This window comes from Streptomyces sp. NPDC056169, from assembly GCF_042268445.1.
Lineage (GTDB): Bacteria > Actinomycetota > Actinomycetes > Streptomycetales > Streptomycetaceae > Streptomyces.
Window position 1 is genome coordinate 1 of the sequence record NZ_JBHJUO010000035.1, and the last position, 15,221, is coordinate 15,221.

The 15,221-nt window shown below is 69.4% G+C and carries 15 protein-coding genes and 1 pseudogene; 12 read left to right on the top strand and 4 right to left on the bottom strand.

The window, feature by feature from the left end; all coding sequences use genetic code 11:
- Nucleotides 1-237 precede the first annotated feature (237 nt).
- The 3 genes and pseudogenes from ACFC0G_RS37810 to ACFC0G_RS37820 all read left to right on the top strand — a co-directional run bounded on the left by ACFC0G_RS37810 (nucleotide 238) and on the right by ACFC0G_RS37820 (nucleotide 3,489).
- Nucleotides 238-1,071 (top strand): tat (twin-arginine translocation) pathway signal sequence, encoded by an 834-nt coding sequence (locus ACFC0G_RS37810; RefSeq protein ID WP_376413056.1) that lies wholly within the window; start codon nucleotides 238-240, stop codon nucleotides 1,069-1,071.
- Nucleotides 1,072-1,916: 845 nt separating this feature from the next.
- Nucleotides 1,917-2,129, top strand: a pseudogene (locus tag ACFC0G_RS37815) (transposase); the annotation flags it as partial.
- 100 nt (nucleotides 2,130-2,229) lie between these two features.
- The gene (locus ACFC0G_RS37820) at nucleotides 2,230-3,489 is read left to right on the top strand and encodes a hypothetical protein (protein ID WP_376413059.1); all 1,260 of its coding nucleotides are present in this window, start codon (nucleotides 2,230-2,232) and stop codon (nucleotides 3,487-3,489) included.
- Between the two features lie 145 nt (nucleotides 3,490-3,634).
- On the opposite strand, the gene ACFC0G_RS37825 is transcribed toward ACFC0G_RS37820, so the two are convergent.
- A complete protein-coding gene (locus tag ACFC0G_RS37825) occupies nucleotides 3,635-4,864 on the bottom strand; it encodes an MFS transporter (protein ID WP_376413062.1) in 1,230 nt (409 codons plus the stop codon).
- 55 nt (nucleotides 4,865-4,919) lie between these two features.
- On the opposite strand from ACFC0G_RS37825, the gene ACFC0G_RS37830 reads away from it, so the two are divergent.
- Both ACFC0G_RS37830 and ACFC0G_RS37835 read left to right on the top strand, forming a co-directional pair.
- Complete coding sequence (locus tag ACFC0G_RS37830) at nucleotides 4,920-5,282, top strand: winged helix-turn-helix transcriptional regulator (RefSeq protein ID WP_376413065.1); 363 nt, start codon at nucleotides 4,920-4,922, stop codon at nucleotides 5,280-5,282.
- Between the two features lie 282 nt (nucleotides 5,283-5,564).
- Nucleotides 5,565-5,933, top strand: coding sequence for a hypothetical protein (locus ACFC0G_RS37835; RefSeq protein WP_376413068.1), 369 nt, complete (start codon nucleotides 5,565-5,567; stop codon nucleotides 5,931-5,933).
- A 752-nt stretch (nucleotides 5,934-6,685) separates the two neighbouring features.
- Here the strand turns inward: ACFC0G_RS37835 and ACFC0G_RS37840 are convergent.
- Nucleotides 6,686-7,207: a MarR family winged helix-turn-helix transcriptional regulator gene (locus ACFC0G_RS37840; protein WP_376413070.1), complete on the bottom strand. Its 522-nt coding sequence runs from the start codon at nucleotides 7,205-7,207 to the stop codon at nucleotides 6,686-6,688.
- A 125-nt stretch (nucleotides 7,208-7,332) separates the two neighbouring features.
- On the opposite strand from ACFC0G_RS37840, the gene ACFC0G_RS37845 reads away from it, so the two are divergent.
- The 6 genes from ACFC0G_RS37845 (at nucleotide 7,333) to ACFC0G_RS37870 (ending at nucleotide 12,062) form a co-directional block, all read left to right on the top strand.
- Nucleotides 7,333-8,853, top strand: coding sequence for an MFS transporter (locus tag ACFC0G_RS37845; protein WP_376413073.1), 1,521 nt, complete (start codon nucleotides 7,333-7,335; stop codon nucleotides 8,851-8,853).
- Between the two features lie 170 nt (nucleotides 8,854-9,023).
- Complete coding sequence (locus ACFC0G_RS37850) at nucleotides 9,024-9,668, top strand: GAP family protein (RefSeq protein WP_376413076.1); 645 nt, start codon at nucleotides 9,024-9,026, stop codon at nucleotides 9,666-9,668.
- Between the two features lie 399 nt (nucleotides 9,669-10,067).
- Nucleotides 10,068-10,505, top strand: coding sequence for a DUF3995 domain-containing protein (locus tag ACFC0G_RS37855; protein ID WP_376413079.1), 438 nt, complete (start codon nucleotides 10,068-10,070; stop codon nucleotides 10,503-10,505).
- Nucleotides 10,492-11,016 carry an RNA polymerase sigma factor gene (locus ACFC0G_RS37860; RefSeq protein ID WP_376413082.1) on the top strand — a complete coding sequence of 175 codons (525 nt, stop codon included), beginning with the start codon at nucleotides 10,492-10,494 and terminating at the stop codon, nucleotides 11,014-11,016. The genes ACFC0G_RS37855 and ACFC0G_RS37860 overlap by 14 nt, the downstream gene beginning before the upstream one ends.
- A complete protein-coding gene (locus tag ACFC0G_RS37865; protein ID WP_376413085.1) occupies nucleotides 11,013-11,450 on the top strand; it encodes a hypothetical protein in 438 nt (145 codons plus the stop codon). The genes ACFC0G_RS37860 and ACFC0G_RS37865 overlap by 4 nt, the downstream gene beginning before the upstream one ends.
- A gap of 48 nt (nucleotides 11,451-11,498) precedes the next feature.
- A complete protein-coding gene (locus ACFC0G_RS37870; RefSeq protein ID WP_376413089.1) occupies nucleotides 11,499-12,062 on the top strand; it encodes an SDR family NAD(P)-dependent oxidoreductase in 564 nt (187 codons plus the stop codon).
- 223 nt (nucleotides 12,063-12,285) lie between these two features.
- Here ACFC0G_RS37870 and ACFC0G_RS37875 read toward each other — a convergent pair whose 3' ends face one another.
- Entirely contained in the window at nucleotides 12,286-13,779 is a 1,494-nt protein-coding gene (locus tag ACFC0G_RS37875) for an MFS transporter (RefSeq protein ID WP_376413091.1), read from the bottom strand.
- Nucleotides 13,780-13,913: 134 nt separating this feature from the next.
- Between ACFC0G_RS37875 and ACFC0G_RS37880 the strand changes: the two genes are divergently transcribed.
- Entirely contained in the window at nucleotides 13,914-14,354 is a 441-nt protein-coding gene (locus tag ACFC0G_RS37880; RefSeq protein ID WP_376413094.1) for a MarR family winged helix-turn-helix transcriptional regulator, read from the top strand.
- 135 nt (nucleotides 14,355-14,489) lie between these two features.
- Here the strand turns inward: ACFC0G_RS37880 and ACFC0G_RS37885 are convergent, their stop codons facing one another.
- Entirely contained in the window at nucleotides 14,490-14,810 is a 321-nt protein-coding gene (locus ACFC0G_RS37885) for a hypothetical protein (protein WP_376413097.1), read from the bottom strand.
- Between the last annotated feature and the right edge of the window lie 411 nt (nucleotides 14,811-15,221).

Below are 15,221 nucleotides of genomic sequence, written 5' to 3' on the forward strand. Positions count from 1 at the left end.
CTACGACAAACGAGCCCGCCACTACAAAGCCCTGGTCACCCTCGCCTGCCTGCGGCTATGGCTCCCCAACTGACATTGCGGACACCCCCTAGGCCAGGTGAGGGTAACCCCACCCTCAAGTCGGAGGTTGGCCTTACAGACCAGCCGTCCGTCATCGCGTTGGCTTTCGTCACCGGGGCCCCGGCCCCCGGCCTCCATCCGCACGGAAGGTCCACTTCTCCTTCAGCAAGGGCATTGATGAACAGCTTCGACTCCCTGCCCCGGCTCACCGGCACACCGCGACGGCAGATCGGCGTCCTGACCGGAGTGACCACGGTGCTCCTGGCCGCCTTCTTCGTCGTACCCGACTCCCTGGCCCATCAGGGCATCGACACCGGCAACCTCAGCGCGTCATTCCGTAGCGGCATGGTCGGATACTGGGAGTCCGGCAGCCAGGACTTCCCCCGCCAGTTGGAGGACGCGGTCGCCTTCTGGTTCCGCTTCCACCTCGTCAAGGCCGGTCTGTCGGCCCTCCTCTTCGTGGCGACCGTGACCCTCGGCGTCGTCCTGTGGCGACAGTGGCGCCGGGCGGCTGTCGACCGTCCCGGCGGCTTCCTCCTCGCGCCTCCGGCGCTCCTCGTCACGTTGCTCGGGCCCTTCGCTCTCGTCGGGCTGGTGGCCAACGTCCAAGGTGCGACAGCACCGTTCGCGTCGCTGCTTCCCCTGCTCACCAACGGTGGTGCCGACGGTGAACTCGCCACCACGCTCGCCCAGATCCGGCAGCAGCTCGCCGACTACCCCGCCGGCCCGCACGCGCCCGCCCTCACCGCCATGGTGAGCGACCTCGCCCTCTACCACGCGGTCCTGGCCGCGATGGCTGCCCTTGTCACCGTCGGCCTGGGGGTCATCACCGTCGTGCAGTGGCGGCAGCACAGGGTCACCTCCGACGCCCGGTCCCGGCGCGCCATGAAACTCGGGATCACGGTGTCGGTCCTCCTATCGGGCGTTGTGCTCGTTGTCGCCTTTGCCAACACCAGCACCGCCACACACTCGGCCGAGGCACTCGCCGGGCTCTTCAGCGGAGGCTGGTAGGCAGCTCTCAGCACAGTCGTCAACGCGAGCCGGCTCGCGCCGCCATGCGTTTCAACCAGCACCCCGAGTGCGAATTTCGGGTTCGTGAACTGCGCGAACTTCTCTGTACGCCATTGACGAGCCGTCCATCAAGGTCACCCGCAGTCGGCTTCGCCGATCGTTCGGCGGAAGGGTCTGCGTAACCACGAGCGGGTGGCTTCCAGGAGACCGAAGCACAGGCCCCTTTCGTATCCATCGGCTTGTCCGGCCGCTTGCGGACCTGTGTCAGCAGACTCGTCAGATCCTCCGGCAGCGTCACGGCCCTGGCGTCCACCTCGTCGATGTGGGCCGTCCAGTCCCGGTACGGGCCGGAGGTGTCGTAGGCGTCAGGGACGTCGTCCTCCCGGACCTTCTTCAGGCGATGACGGAGGTGTTCTCTCCGTGTCGGCCGCACGTGCACCGGCCCCACGTCGACGTCGCCGTCGGCCGGCGCATCGTCCCGTTGTAGCGCCACCAGCCGTGATGCCGATCTCGAGTGCTCCCCAGCGCTGCTCTTCGCCCCAGTTGGTTCGCGAGTGGACCAACTGGGGAATGCGGGGGAGTGGAATGCCGAAGGGTGGGTGTGGTTTCTCTGAAGGGAGTCCCGTTCAGGCGGTGAGGGGGCCTATTCCTGTTGCTCGTCCGATCTCGGCGCCCCCTCGCGCGCACCTGCGCAGAGGAGTGTCGTGCAACCGCCTGACCGCCACCCCGGCGAACCCGTGCGGTCGCGGAGCACTAAGACCTCGTCCTATGTGATGAGGCGTCGTTGGCCTTGATATGGGGCGGGGTACGTGGAGTTGGACACGACCCCCACCCCGGCCGCCACTAAACGCATCGGAGTCCGTATCGCCCGCAAAGGCATCGAGTCATCAGAACGGCTCGGACGCCGCAGATGGGGCATCGAGCGGACCATGTCCTGGCTGACCGGATACCGCCGGCTCAACCACCGCTACGAGCGCCATCCACGCAACCACCTGGCCTTTCTCGGCCTCGCCGCAGGCCTGTGCTGCTACAACCGACTCGTCCGCCTCACCTCATAGGGCACGGTCTAAGCGAACGCGCTGCGAGGACAACGCCACTAGGCTGCTGAGGAGTTGTCCAAAAGAGGAGATCACTGTGCGAGTGACGCACCGGCACGTCATGCATCTGGCTCTCGTGGCTGTGCTGACCGGTTTGGCGGGCTGTTCCGACGGCGCGTCCGGGACGGACGCGGACGCCAGGGCCCCGGGTGCGGCCTCCGGCGCCAAGTCTCCCGCCGCGGCGAAGCCGAAGGCGTTCGATCCTCCGGCGAAGTTCGGCAAGGAGATCGCACTGCCCGTGGACGAGGACGTCAAGGACTGGGGGTTCGCCCTGCACGGGCCCAGGCTGTACCACCGGACCTCCGAGGCCCTCGACGCCTACGACACCCACTCCGGGCAGAAGCTCTGGTCGTCCCCCCTCGGCCGCAAGGACTGGTACACCGGCAAGGAGGGCGTGCCGAGCGACGACCAGACCATCCCCCCGGTCCTCGCCCAGCAGGACGGACACACGGGCGTCCTCTTCGCGTACGCCGACTACACGAAGGGCTCCGGCACCAAGCGTGACCGGACCGACGTCTACCTGCGTTCCGTCGACGCGGACAGCGGCAAGGTGTCCTGGACGGTCCGGCTGCCCGCGCCGAAGGGGGCGACCGTCAGTGACCTGGAGCCGGCGGTGATCGGCGCCGAGGGCGGAACCGCGGCCGTCAGGGTCCTCACCAGCCCGGACGATGCCGGCAGTGACGGCGGCCAGAGCGCCACCACCTACGCGGTCGACCTGAAGAGCCACCAGGTGACCTGGCAGAAGGACGGCTTCGCGGGCGCCGCGCTGGACGGCGGCGTCGTCATCGGCGCCCAGCTCAGTAAGGAGGCGACCTTCCAGTCGATCGACGGCTGGCACTCCCCGCAGGAGGACCTCGCCCTCGCGGGCCTGGCGCTCACGGACGGCTCCCCGCGCTGGAAGCAGGAGGGCCGCGCCGGCGTGGAGGTCGAGCAGGTGGGAGGCGGCTTCTTCGTCGCGGGAACGCTGCGCGACAGCCGTACGGGCGAGCGCGTCTCCAGCGCACCGAACGGCAGCTTCATCCACTGCTTCCACGACCAGCGGTCCGTGGTCGTCTGCGACACCAAGGAGATCGCACAGGGCATCGACGCCCAGAGCCGCAAGGTGCTCTGGACCATCTCCGAGGACGACCCCTCACGGAAGAAGCCCGAGGTGCTGAACGCCTTCCACGGTGCCGTCTACGCCACCGCCGACGCCGAAGGCGTCATCCTCGACGCCCGCACGGGCAAGGACCGCGGCCTCTACGACAGCGAGAGCCCGTACATGATCAACGAGTACGCCGCGGTGGGCATCGACATGAACGTGTACCCCGCGACCGGGTGAGCTGGGACTGCGGTCGATCTGCGGCCGGTGCGCCGATGTGGCCGGCCGCAACCCGGGACCGCCACGACTACCTGGCCTTCCTTGGGCTCGTCGCCGCTCTCTGTTGCTGCAAGCGCCTCGCCCGCCTCACCACGTAGGGCACGGCCTAAGCACCTCCGATGCGGCTCCGCGCCGCTGGAACCACTCTGCCGATCGTCGTGGCGAGTGTGGCTCCGAGGGCGCTGACGCCGACCAGGGTCAGCCAGGTCGCGGTTGCCCCGCTGGAAAGCAACCCGGAGAGGGCGGCCGGAGCGATCGCTCCGGCGACTGTCACGGCGAGCTGGTTGAGGGCCAAGTACCGGCCGCGGAGAGCGTCTGGGGCGCTCTCCGCGGCGACAGTCGAGGTGATGGGGCCGCAGAGGACTTCGCCGAAGGTGTAGCTGCATGCGCCGAGCAATACGATGCCGACCGCGAGGGCGAGCGCAGCCACGTGGTCGGCGGCAAGGAACAGGAGGTAGCCGGCCGCGAAGCAGGCGTGTCCGGCGACGAGGACGCGGCTGCGGATTCGCCCGCTGAGCCACCCGATGACGAGGCCCTGGCCGAAGCCGACCATCAGGGTGTTGAGCGTGAAGATCGCGCCGGCAGTCCAGCCAGGCAGTCCCAGCACGTCCACGGCGTAGACGGGTATCGCGATGTTGAGGGCGAACAAGGAGATCGCGAAGCACAGTTGATGCGCGACCAGTGACAAGTACCGCCGGTCCCTGAGCACGTGCCCCCAGCCTCCGGCAGCGTCCTGGCCCGCCTTGGCGGCACGGATGTTCGGCACCGCCCGCATCAGAACGAAGGCGGTGACATAGGACAAGGCATTGACGATCACGATCGCGGCCCAGACGCCGTGGGTGCCGAAGCTGACCGCGACGGCGGAGAGCAGCCCGCCGACTGCGTAGCCGAGGTTGCGTACTGAACCCAGAAGACCGAACCATCGCTCGCGTTGGCCAGGCGCGGCCAGCGCCGTGACGGTCACGCCGTAGCAGCTGAAGAACACCGCCCGTCCGGCACTGTTCAACCAGGCGCAGATGACGATCTGCCATGTCTGCCCCACGACGAGATACCCGGCGAAGCCGAGCGCCTGGGCCAGGTTTGCCGCCTGCAGTACCGGCTTGGCGCCGTACCGGTCGACCAGTCCTCCGACGAGAGGGCCCGCAGGGAGCGCCAGCAGCCCGGCCGTCGTCAGTGCCGCGCCCACCTGCACCAGCGTCAGCGACGTCGTGGCCAGGAAGTACAGCATCGACACGGGGACGAAGACACCGGTGCCGATCGAGTCGATGACGATCGCTGCGACGAAACGGCCGTGCCGAACTATCGAGGGACGGATCGAGCATTCGGGAATGGTCACGACCCGGACGGTATAGAATCTATACCGGTATCTACAACGCTACCGGGAGTCGTGCATGGGTAACGCCTACAACGTCATGGCCGCGACCTGCCCCAGTCGCACCGTTCTGCACCGGATCGGGGCGCGCTGGACGGTGTTCATCGTCAACGCGCTGGACAACAGGCCGATGCGATTCACCGAACTCAAGGCGCACATCCGGGGGATCACACCGAAGGCGCTCACCGAGACCCTTCGCGCGATGGAGTACGACGGTCTGATCTCTCGCACGGAGATTCCCGCGAGCCCCCCGCATGTCGAGTACGCCCTCACCGGCCTCGGGCGGTCACTGCTGACACCCCTGCGTGCGGTCCGGGAATGGGCCGAGAGCCACGTCCCCGACATCGAACGCGCCCGCGCCCAAGCAGACGCGCAGCGGTAACCCTCGTTCGCCGATACGTGCGGTACCTCTGAACGAGCAGGTTCGGCCTCAACAAGACTGCCACCGGGGGAAGTTCAAGGCTCTGGCCCGCACTTCGTCAGTGCCCGACCTGAGCGTGGAACCCCCGTGCGTCCCATGTCGAGCACGCTCTCGGCTCCCGCGGGCGCGCCGTGGTGGTCGGCCAGCGCCCTGCGTCCAGCTGTCCTCACCGACACGGCACGCCACAGCACCACCCCCGCCGTGGTCCCGGCGCGAGGGCAGACCACGCAATGGGCACGCGACATGCTTCTGCTCATCCACGCCGCCGAAGGCGTCGACACCCGTGCCCTCGCCCGGGGGACACGGATGCCGATGAACACCGCGGTCCGGCTGCTGGACTGGCTGCGCGACGAGCAGTTGATCGACACCGGCGAAGGCGCCCACTTCCCCGGAGCTCTGACGGCCATGGCCGCCACGCAGGCCGACCCGGACAACTCGCTCCTCAAAGGCCGACAACGCCACAGGCAGCTATCGAGCCTTCCGCGCCGCGTCTTCCCCTCCTCGGCGACACCGACCACCCAGCGGCCTGGTCGCGGTCGGTTGCTCAGGCGACCACCTGATCAACCCGTAGACGAACTGAACGAGCATCCGCTCGCCGGCCTCCCCACATGACCAGTCCGCCTGGTACGCCCAGACCGCCAGCCCCCCCCGCACTGACCCCGGCCGCCGAGCAGGACTCTGCGGCCGGGGCCAGCGGGTGCAGACCCGGGCCACCGCGCCACCACCGGCGGCCCCTCCCTGATCCCCGCCGACGCCCGTGCCGCGTTCGCCCAGGAACGCGAAACCGCCTCCGCCGTCTAGGCCGCGGCGATCCGCCGCGCCCGCAACGAAAGTGCCGCCAGGCCCCGGTCCAGGTGACGCAACCGCCCCGTGGAAGTGGTCGGCCTCAACTCGCCCTCGGACGAGTGAACCGGTCGGAGGCGGCGTTTTACCTGCCAAAACCAGGCCCGCACCGATGGGTGCGGGTCCCTCGTGTGCTCGGGGTGCCCTCGTCGGGTCGTCTCCGACCCGACGAGGGCACCATCCAGGCCATGAAACGGAAGCGGTACGCCGAACACCGCGCGCTGCTCTACGCCACGCCCATCGCCGGCGCGGCGGTTGGACCGGCTAACTCGCGAAGCGCCTGCGCGGCTGCAGCCATGCGGCCCAGCCGGTTTCCGCGGCTGCAGGACGGGCACAGAATGACCAGTTCCCACGGGTTGGTCGCGTGAGCCACGGCAGCCAGGGAGCAGTGGTGCCCACGAATAGCCCTGGTCGGTCCCTCTCGAACTTGAAGGCGTCTTCCCATAGGTGCGCAGTGCGCGATGTGGGAGGCGAGTATGAGCGGGTGGGGGAAGCGAGCTGGGCGGCTGGGAGCAAGCCGGTCAGGGAGCCCGGTGATCAGGGGTGCGGGCGGGCGGGGGGCACGTGTCCTGGTCGGTCAGGTGGCTGTTCATGGTGGTGTTCAGTTCGGCCATGAACGCTTCGAACTGTTCCAGGAGTCGGGGCGGGTGGTGCGACATCGCGGCGTCGAGGCGGTGGGCGAGCGGGCCGAAGAACTCGTCCGCACGTTCCTGGATGTGTGCTCCGCTGCGCAGAGTGACGATGCGTCGGTCGGAGTGCTCGCGGGCGCGGGTGATGTGCCCCGCCGATTCGAGGCGGTTCAGGAGTGCGGTGGTGGCGCCGGTGGAGAGGGAGATCCGTTCGCTCAGCCGTGCCGGGGACAGGGGGGTGCCGCGCTCCTCGGCGGCGGCGATCTCCAGGACCGCGGTCGCGTCGGTGGAGTGCAGGCCCAGCCAGGCGGCGAAGCGCCGGCTGAGCTCGGCGTAGTGGCCGCCGTAGATCCTCAGTGATTCCATCAGCCGCTCACGCTGCTCCGCGACGCCGTCGCGCACGGCTTCCTCCATGCCGACCCTCCACCCTTCTCTCCTGCCGCGCGGTCCGCACGGTCCGCAGGCTCACTCCGCTTTGACAACCTACCGCCATCACTTTACCTTCACGGTGGAATTACTTCACCATGGAGGTATCTGGCGTGCGTGACCCGTCCCCCACCCCTGACAAGACGACCGAGCCCTACCGATGGCGATGGCTGATCCTGGCGGTGATGATCGTCGCGGAGATCATGGATCTCCTGGACGCCTCGATCGTCAACGTCGCCGGACCGGACCTGGAGAGATCGCTCGGTGCCGGTTCCGTCGGACTGCAATGGGTGATCGGCGGCTACGCCCTCACCCTGGGCGCCGGGCTCGTGCTCGGCGGCCGACTCGGCGACCGCTACGGCCGGCGCAGAATGTTCCTGATCGGCCTGGCGGCCTTCACCGCGACCTCCCTGCTGTGCGCGATCGCGCCGAACATCGAGTCGCTGATCGCCTTCCGCCTGCTGCAGGGCACCGCCGGAGCGATGCTGCTGCCCCAGGGCCTGGGCCTGCTGCGGGAGAACTTCTCCGCCCCCGAACTCACCAAGGTCTTCGCGATCTTCGGACCCGTTCTCGGCCTGGGCGGCATCATCGGCCCGGTCCTGGGCGGCTTCCTCATCGAGGGCGACTTCTTCGACCTGGGCTGGCGGTCGGTGTTCCTGATCAACCTGCCCATCGGAATCGCGGCATTGATCGTCGCCGCGAAGTTCGTGCCCAAGAAGGCGGGCGACCGCACGGTACGGGTCGACATGACCGGCGCCGCCCTGGTCGCGGCTTCCTGCGCCCTGCTGGTGCTGCCGCTCAACCAGGGGCAGGAGGAGGGCTGGCCGCTGTGGACGTGGCTCTCCATGGCCGCCTCCGTGATCGGGTTCGCTCTCTTCGCCCTCCAGCAGCGCCGTACAGCCGCCGCGGGCCGCGAGCCGCTGGTGACCCCGGGCCTGCTCCGCAAGCCGGCCTTCACCGTCGGCCTCGGCGGCATCGCCCTGTTCTTCGGCGGACTGATCGGCACCCAGCTCGTCCTGACCCTGTTCCTCCAGATCGGCCGGCACTTCACCGCCGGTGACGCGGGACTGGGCAACCTGCCCCTCGCAGTGGGAACCGCGATCGGCGGCGCGGTCAGTGGCGCGTTCCTCGCCGACAAGATCGGCCGCAAGGTGCTCCAGATCGGACCGCTGGTCCAGCTGGCCGGCGCGGCCGTGCTGTGGTTCGAGCTCGACGGCCTCGACGCCGCCTCGTTCTCGATCTGGGACATCGTTCCCGGCGTGACAGTGGCGGGCATCGGCGCCGGCATGGTGATCGCCGCCCTGTTCAGCTTCATCCTGGCCGCGGTCGACGACGACGAGATCGGTTCCGCCTCCGGTGTCCTGTCGGCGGTCCAGGCGGTCGGCGGCTCCATCGGCGTCGCGGTCTTCGGCTCGGTGTTCTTCGCCCAGGCCAAGACCGGTGACTTCATCGGCGGCTTCCACCGCGCGCTGATCGTCCAGGCATGCCTGCTGGTGGTCTTCCTCGCGATCACCTTCCTGCTGCCCAAGAAGGGCCGCCCCGAAGGAGAGCAACACGGCACCCCCGAGGCGACTGCCGACAACCCCAGCCCCAGCGCTGCCCTTGTTGAAGCCCAGGAAGACGTGAGCCGGTGATGCGGTTTCCCGACGGACCGGCAGGGTTTCATGGGCGTGGCCTGCTTGACCGGCCGGGACACCGCACAGCAGAGTCGGGATGCGTAACGTAGCAACGCCGCCTCCTTCTGCCGGCCGGTCCCTCGGCCACGAGGGGCAGGCGGCCCTGACATCCAGGAGCGACTGGTCCGATGGTCCTCGACCTGGTGGTGATCGGTACGGCCATCACCTTGGGGCCTCTGCACAACAGCGCTTTCATCCTGCTGCTCTCCTCGCGGCGCGGCGTTCGTCAGGGTCTGGCGTTCCTGTTGTCGTGGCTGGCCAACCTGGTTGCGGTGATCGCCGTCGTGGTGGTGCTGACCGGCGGGCAACCCCCGGCCCGTCACAGCGTGCCTTCGACCGCCGCGATCGCCGTGAAACTCGCCATCGGTCTGGCGCTCGTGGTGTACGGGGTGTACCGGCACCGCCGGCCGCCCCGCCCGCACGGCCCGCCACGCTGGACGGCCCGGATCGACAACGCCTCTCCGTTCGCGGCAGCCGGTCTGGCGTGGGTGCTGCAGCCCTGGGGACTGGTCGGCGCCGGCGCCGCGACCGCGGTCGACGCGAACCTCTCCACCGCAGCCGACTGGTTCGCACTGGCCGGCTACTGCCTCCTGGCCACACTCAGCCTCATCGTCATGGCGACGTACACGCTCTGGGCACCCAAGGCCGCGAACGCGCGGTTGAATGCCCTACGGACCTGGCTGGGAGACCACCAGGAGCAGCTGATCGTCGCCCTTGCTCTGCTCGCCGGCCTCTGGCTGACGGCCCGGAGTATCTACGAACTGGTCGCCTGACGCAGGCGGCGCCAGTGGCGATCATCAGCAAATCCGAGTCCAACGCCTGCACCCCCTGCCCAGGCGCACCCCCAGGCTGATCCGCCGGCGTCCCGCCCGCCCCCCCGCAGACGCGTAACGGAATCCCAGGACCGCGCCCGTCGGCGGGCGCCGCGGGCCAGGGGTGCGTCTCCTTCGCGGACGTCAACGCCGCGCAGGCATGCTTCGAAGGAGTAGCCGGCGGAGGTGTTGGAGTTGCCGCCGGCGTGCTTGTCGTAGGTGATGTGGTGGTAGTTCGCCGCCGGGTGCGGTGGTGACCCTCGGATGCGGTGTGAGGCGGCTCACAGGGAACCTTTGGGTGCTTCGGCTCCTCCTTGAGGTGTCGGCGCTCGACGCCGGGCTCGTTTCGGAGGGGGACCCATGGCGGTCATTGAAATTCAGCGGCCTCGCACGGCCACCGGCGCGCGCGCCGTTTCGGCGCTGCTCGCCGTCCTCGCTGTGGTGCACGTCTATTGGGCCACCGGCCTGACGTGGCCGGCCCACGACGAGCGGGGGCTCTCGCTCGCGGTCCTCGGCAGTGCCGTCTCGTTCGGACCGTCCGTCGTGCTGCCGCTTGCCGCGCTGGAGGGCCTCGCCGCCCTGGCCGTGTTCGCCCGGGTGCGTGATCGCGGCGGCAGGGCGACACGTCTGGTCACGGCCGCGGTCGCCGCCGGGATGCTGCTGCGCGCGACGGTCGGACTGGTGTGGATCGTGATCGGCCGCGACGGGTCCGGTGCGGCGTTCCCGTGGCTGAACGCGTTGCTGTACACGCCCCTGTGCCTGGTCTTCGGATGGGCGGCGCTGCGTGCCGCCCGCTGACCACGCCGACACGGGTGTCGACCGGGGCGTCGCGCTCGCCCGGGCCGCCCGGCGGGGCGACACGCTGGCCCTGCACGACCTGCTCGATCACCTCACCCCGTACATCGCCCGGATCTGCCGCTCGATCGCGCTGGACGACGGCCCGGACGCCACACAGGAAGCACTGGTCGCCGTGTTCACGTCGCTGCGGTCGCTGCGGGACCCGGAGGCGCTGTACGGGTGGGTGCGGGGCATCTCCGTACGCGAGGCGGTCCGCGTCGCCAAGCAGGCGGCCCGGGTGCGGCCGGCCGAGCTGGCCGACGTACCGCAGCGGGGTGATCCGCAGCTGGCCGCCGACATCGACGACGTGCTCTCGCGGCTGTCCCCGCAGCATCGCGCCGTCCTCGTATTGCGCGATGTCGAAGGAATGGACGAGGAGTCCGCGGCGGCCGTACTCGGTGTTCCGGCCGGCACCGCGAAGTCGCGGCTGCACCGGGCCCGGCAGAGTTTCCGAAAGGCGTGGAACGGATGACACAGAGCAATGTGGGGCGGCTGCGCGTCCTGGGGGCCGCGATCCGGGGGGCGCACGTCGTCGAACGGGTGCTGCCCGCGGCGTTCGACGAGGTGTGGGGCGTGATGGGCGATCTCGAAGGGGGCTTCGGGGAGTTCCAGCCCGACATGCGGTCCGTGCGGGTCCTCCGCGTCGACGGCGACCGCGTCGAGGCGCTGGCCCGCAGCCGGTACGGTCTGCGCGCCCACTTCCACGGCGTCCTGCGCCCCGGCTGGGGCTGGCTGCAGAGCCGGTTCCTGGTGGTCGGGATGGCGGCCGACGCGATGGGCGACGGGCGGACGAGGGTCGCCCTCACGGGAGGCGTACGCGTCCCTGGGCGCCCTGCCCTCGTCCCGATCGGGACGCGCGGGGAGCTGGAACGAGCCATGGTGCGGCTCGGGGAGCACGTGACTTAGAACTCCTAACGAAGTGCCTTCACTGTGACTGGCCTGCCGCGGAGCCCAATGGCCTCCGCGGTCTCCCTGAGCGCCGGTCACATCATCACCCTGTCCTCCTCCGCCGGCATCATCGGACAGGAGTTCTGCGTCGCCTACGCCGCCTCCAAGTTCGGCGTCGAGGGCTGGATGGAATCCCTGCGCTACGACGTCGAGCCTTACAAATTCCACACCACGATCGTGGAACCCGGCTTCTTCCGCACCGAGCTGCTTGTGGACGCCTCCACCACCTGGCCCGAGCCGACCATCGACGACTACGCCGAGCGCACCACCGCGACCATCGAAGCCTGGAAGAGCATGAACGGACAGCTGACCGGCGACCCCGTCAAACTCGCCCGCGCCCTGCTGACCATCGCCGGCCAGGCAAAGCCGCTGCAGCGCTTCGTCGCCGGCGCCGACGCCATCGACGGCGTGAAGGCCAAGGCCCAGGAACTGCTGTCCAAGCCGAAGCCTCCCTCGAACTGGGCGGCAACCTGGCCTACAACGACACCGATGCCTGAGCAAACCACCCCTGCACCCAAGCCGAGACGAAGGCCGCCACCGGCACGTGTACGGCGGCTGACTGCAACCTGAAGCCGGACAAGGGGCTACTCAGCAGGGGACGGTCTGCAGGGCTAATCCGCGACCGCACCCTGGAGGGCCACGAGTCCGCCCGCAAGCGTGGCAAGACGATCGGTGGCGCGGGCGTCACCGACGAGTCGATGCTGTCCATGGTCCTCCACCTGCGCGAGCAGGCGCGGTGCCGGTTTTCACCGGTTTGCCGCCGGAATCGGGTCGTGGTCCGGGCCGCGTCTGCTCATCGGGCGGTCGGTTCGGCGATCTTGGCGGCGGAGGGAGTGTTCGCCGCCGGAGCGATACGAGGCTCCTGGCGGCTTTTCAGGCCGAGCCGCCCGATGACCGCGACGAGGGCGAAGGCCGCCGCGCCGAGCCAGAAGGTGAGGGTGAAGCCGGACTCGGCGGGCAGAGCGGGGACGCCGGCGGGCAGGTGCTCGATGGTCTTGGAGGCGAGGATCGTGGTGACGACGGCGCTCCCGATCGCACTGCCGGTGGAACGGGAGATGGAGTTGATGCCGTTGGCGATGCCGCTCTGGTGATGCGGGACGCTCGCCATGATGACGGCGGGCATGGCCGCGTAACCGAAGCTGACGGCCGCACCGACGACCACACCGGCACCGATCACCGAGGCGGTGTGGCCGTGGTCCAGGGCGAGCCAGCCGAATCCCGCGGCGCCGAGTCCGGCGGCGAGGATGAGCGCTGTGCGCGCGCCGCGGTGGCGGACGAGCTGACCGCCGATGGGGGAGGCGAGCAGGGAGACGATTGCGCCGGGCAGCAGGAACTGTACGGAGGCGCGCAGGATGGAGGCGTCGAAGCCGTAGCCGGTGAGGGCCTCGGGCATCTGGACGAGGTACGAGACGCCGAGGAAGTTCGCGAACATGCCGAAGCCGACGAGGATGCCGGCCAGGTTGGCCATGAGCACCGGCCGGTGGATGAACATGCGCATGTCGACGAGTGGCTCGCGGACCTTGAGCTCGGTGACGACCCAGACGGCGGTCATGACGGCGGCGCCGGCGAGGGTGCCCAGCGTGCGGGCGGAGGTCCAGCCCCACTCGTGGCCCTGCGAGATGGGGAGCAGGAGCAGCAGCAGGGTGATGCCGAGGGTCAGCGCGCCGAGGAAGTCGGTGCGTCCGCCGGTCTTGTGGCGGGTGGCGGGGACCAGGAGGACGACAGCGAGCAGGGCGAGCGCGGCGAAGCCGGTCGCCATCCAGAAGGCGCTGCGGTAGTCGGCACCGGACCCGGAGGTCAGCAGGCCGGTGGCGACGAGTGCGAGTCCGCTGCCGAAGGCGAGGGTCCCGCTCACGAGCGACATCGCGCCGGGCAGCTTCTGCGGGCGGACCTCCTCGCGCAGGACGGACAGGGCGAGCGGGAAGATCGCCGTGGCGGCGCCCTGGAGGACGCGGCCCAGGATCAGCAGCGGGAGCGAGGTCGCCAGGGCGGCGACGACGGAGCCGACGACCATGACACCGAGGACGGCCACCAGCGTGGGCTTCTTGCCGTGCTGGTCGCCGAAGCGGCCCAGCAGCGGGGTGAAGACGGCGGCGGACAGCAAGGTCGCGGTGGTGACCCAGCTCACGTTGGCGGTCGAGGTGCCGAGGTCGGCGCGGATGAGGCCGAGGATCGGGACCGGCAGGGTCTGCATCATCGACACGACCATGGCGGCGAGGCTCAGCGCGAAGATGACGAGCGTCTCGCGCCGGGGGTCGGCGGTGGACGGAGGAGTCACGGGGCTCATGAGTGGGGGCCTTCTCAGTGCTTCAGGATGTAGATGTTTGATGTCATCAAGTAATGCGTCGAAGTTAGACCTCGATAGTTGAGGAGGTCAAGTAAACAATTGATAATGTCAAGGACCTTGAGTACGCTCGAACCATGAGCGCGACGACCCCCGAGACGCCCACCAAGCTCAAGCTGCTTGAGCTCCTCGCCGCCATCGGCACCGCTCAGTGGCGCGACTTCGCGGCCGCCGCGGCCCACCACGGGCTGACGTCCACGCAGGCCAAGCTCCTCGCCCAGCTCGATGGACCGCTGCCGATGCGCGCGCTCGCCACCCTGCTGGTGTGCGATGCCTCGAACGTCACCGGGATCGTCGACCGCCTCGAGGCTCGTGGCCTGGTGCGCCGCGAGCCCGCCCCGGCCGACCGCCGGGTCAAGAACGTCGTGGCGACGGACGAGGGCCGGGAGGTCATCCGGCGCGTGCGTGAGGAGATGCAGGCGACGCATGGCGCGCTCGACACGCTCGGCGCGGACGAGAGCGCGACCCTGTATGCCCTGCTGGAGCGCCTGCGCCCGGGCATGGAGAAGACCGGCTGAGCGGAGAGCCTGGCTGTCGCCGGTCGCCGGTCGCCGGTTCGCCGGAGCTGGAAACCCGGGTTTGAATCCCGGAGACGTTGCATCACCCGTCGGTCTCGGCGTTCCACCCCCGCAACACGAGGGTGACGGGGACGTTCAGGGCAGTGTGAGGGAGATCTGGTGCAGGTCGTCATGGAGGGGATCGCGGCCAATCCGGCCCTCCCGGAGAACCTGTTCGAGACGCTCGCGAAGACGGGCGACGAAGACGTCCGTCACGTACTGACCTATCGCGATGACCTGTCCGAGGTCCAGGCACGCATCCTCCTGGCCTACGAAGACGTCGACGTCCCCTCGCTGATCGCGCGTGGCATGGTTCCCTGGGCCGAGGTGCCACGCCATGACTCCTCCTTCCTGCCGGCCGCTGCCCAGGCCGGGATCGCGCCGGAAGTAGTGGTGCGAGAACTCGCCGAGCACCACGACCCAGAAGTCCGTGGCGAGCTGGCCTCCTACGTCACCGGCCTGCCACCCGACGTCCTTGCCACCCTTGCCCGCGACCCCGGCCGTGGCCGAGCGGGCAGCCGAATCCTCCGAACTGCCGGCCGACCTCGCAGCGGAACTCGCCCGCCACCCCCACGTCGTGGTGCGAGTGAGCCTCGCGCACAACGACCGCATCCCGCCCATGCTGCTTGCCGCGCTCCTCGCCGACGGCAACACGCTGTGCGCGGGTACGGTCGCCGGCCAGGCCATGACAGACGCGTCGTGTTCGCGATCCTGGGTGACCTGGCGGTCCTCGTCGGCAGTGCCCGAGGCCAGGCCCGGATCGCTCCGGAGGCGGTGGAGCGGTCCACTGCGTACGACTTGGCCAGAGCGGCGTGCGGGATCCCAAGT

Excerpts from the sequence above, each read along its gene's own strand:
- ACFC0G_RS37810 (WP_376413056.1), top strand. The coding sequence starts at position 238 with ATGAACAGCTTCGACTCCCTGCCCCGGCTCACCGGCACACCGCGACGG.
- ACFC0G_RS37820 (WP_376413059.1), top strand. The coding sequence starts at position 2,230 with ATGCATCTGGCTCTCGTGGCTGTGCTGACCGGTTTGGCGGGCTGTTCC.
- ACFC0G_RS37830 (WP_376413065.1), top strand. The coding sequence starts at position 4,920 with ATGGGTAACGCCTACAACGTCATGGCCGCGACCTGCCCCAGTCGCACC.
- ACFC0G_RS37835 (WP_376413068.1), top strand. The coding sequence starts at position 5,565 with ATGCTTCTGCTCATCCACGCCGCCGAAGGCGTCGACACCCGTGCCCTC.
- ACFC0G_RS37840 (WP_376413070.1), bottom strand. The coding sequence starts at position 7,207 with ATGGAGGAAGCCGTGCGCGACGGCGTCGCGGAGCAGCGTGAGCGGCTG.
- ACFC0G_RS37850 (WP_376413076.1), top strand. The coding sequence starts at position 9,024 with ATGGTCCTCGACCTGGTGGTGATCGGTACGGCCATCACCTTGGGGCCT.
- ACFC0G_RS37855 (WP_376413079.1), top strand. The coding sequence starts at position 10,068 with ATGGCGGTCATTGAAATTCAGCGGCCTCGCACGGCCACCGGCGCGCGC.
- ACFC0G_RS37865 (WP_376413085.1), top strand. The coding sequence starts at position 11,013 with ATGACACAGAGCAATGTGGGGCGGCTGCGCGTCCTGGGGGCCGCGATC.
- ACFC0G_RS37870 (WP_376413089.1), top strand. The coding sequence starts at position 11,499 with ATGGCCTCCGCGGTCTCCCTGAGCGCCGGTCACATCATCACCCTGTCC.
- ACFC0G_RS37875 (WP_376413091.1), bottom strand. The coding sequence starts at position 13,779 with ATGAGCCCCGTGACTCCTCCGTCCACCGCCGACCCCCGGCGCGAGACG.
- ACFC0G_RS37880 (WP_376413094.1), top strand. The coding sequence starts at position 13,914 with ATGAGCGCGACGACCCCCGAGACGCCCACCAAGCTCAAGCTGCTTGAG.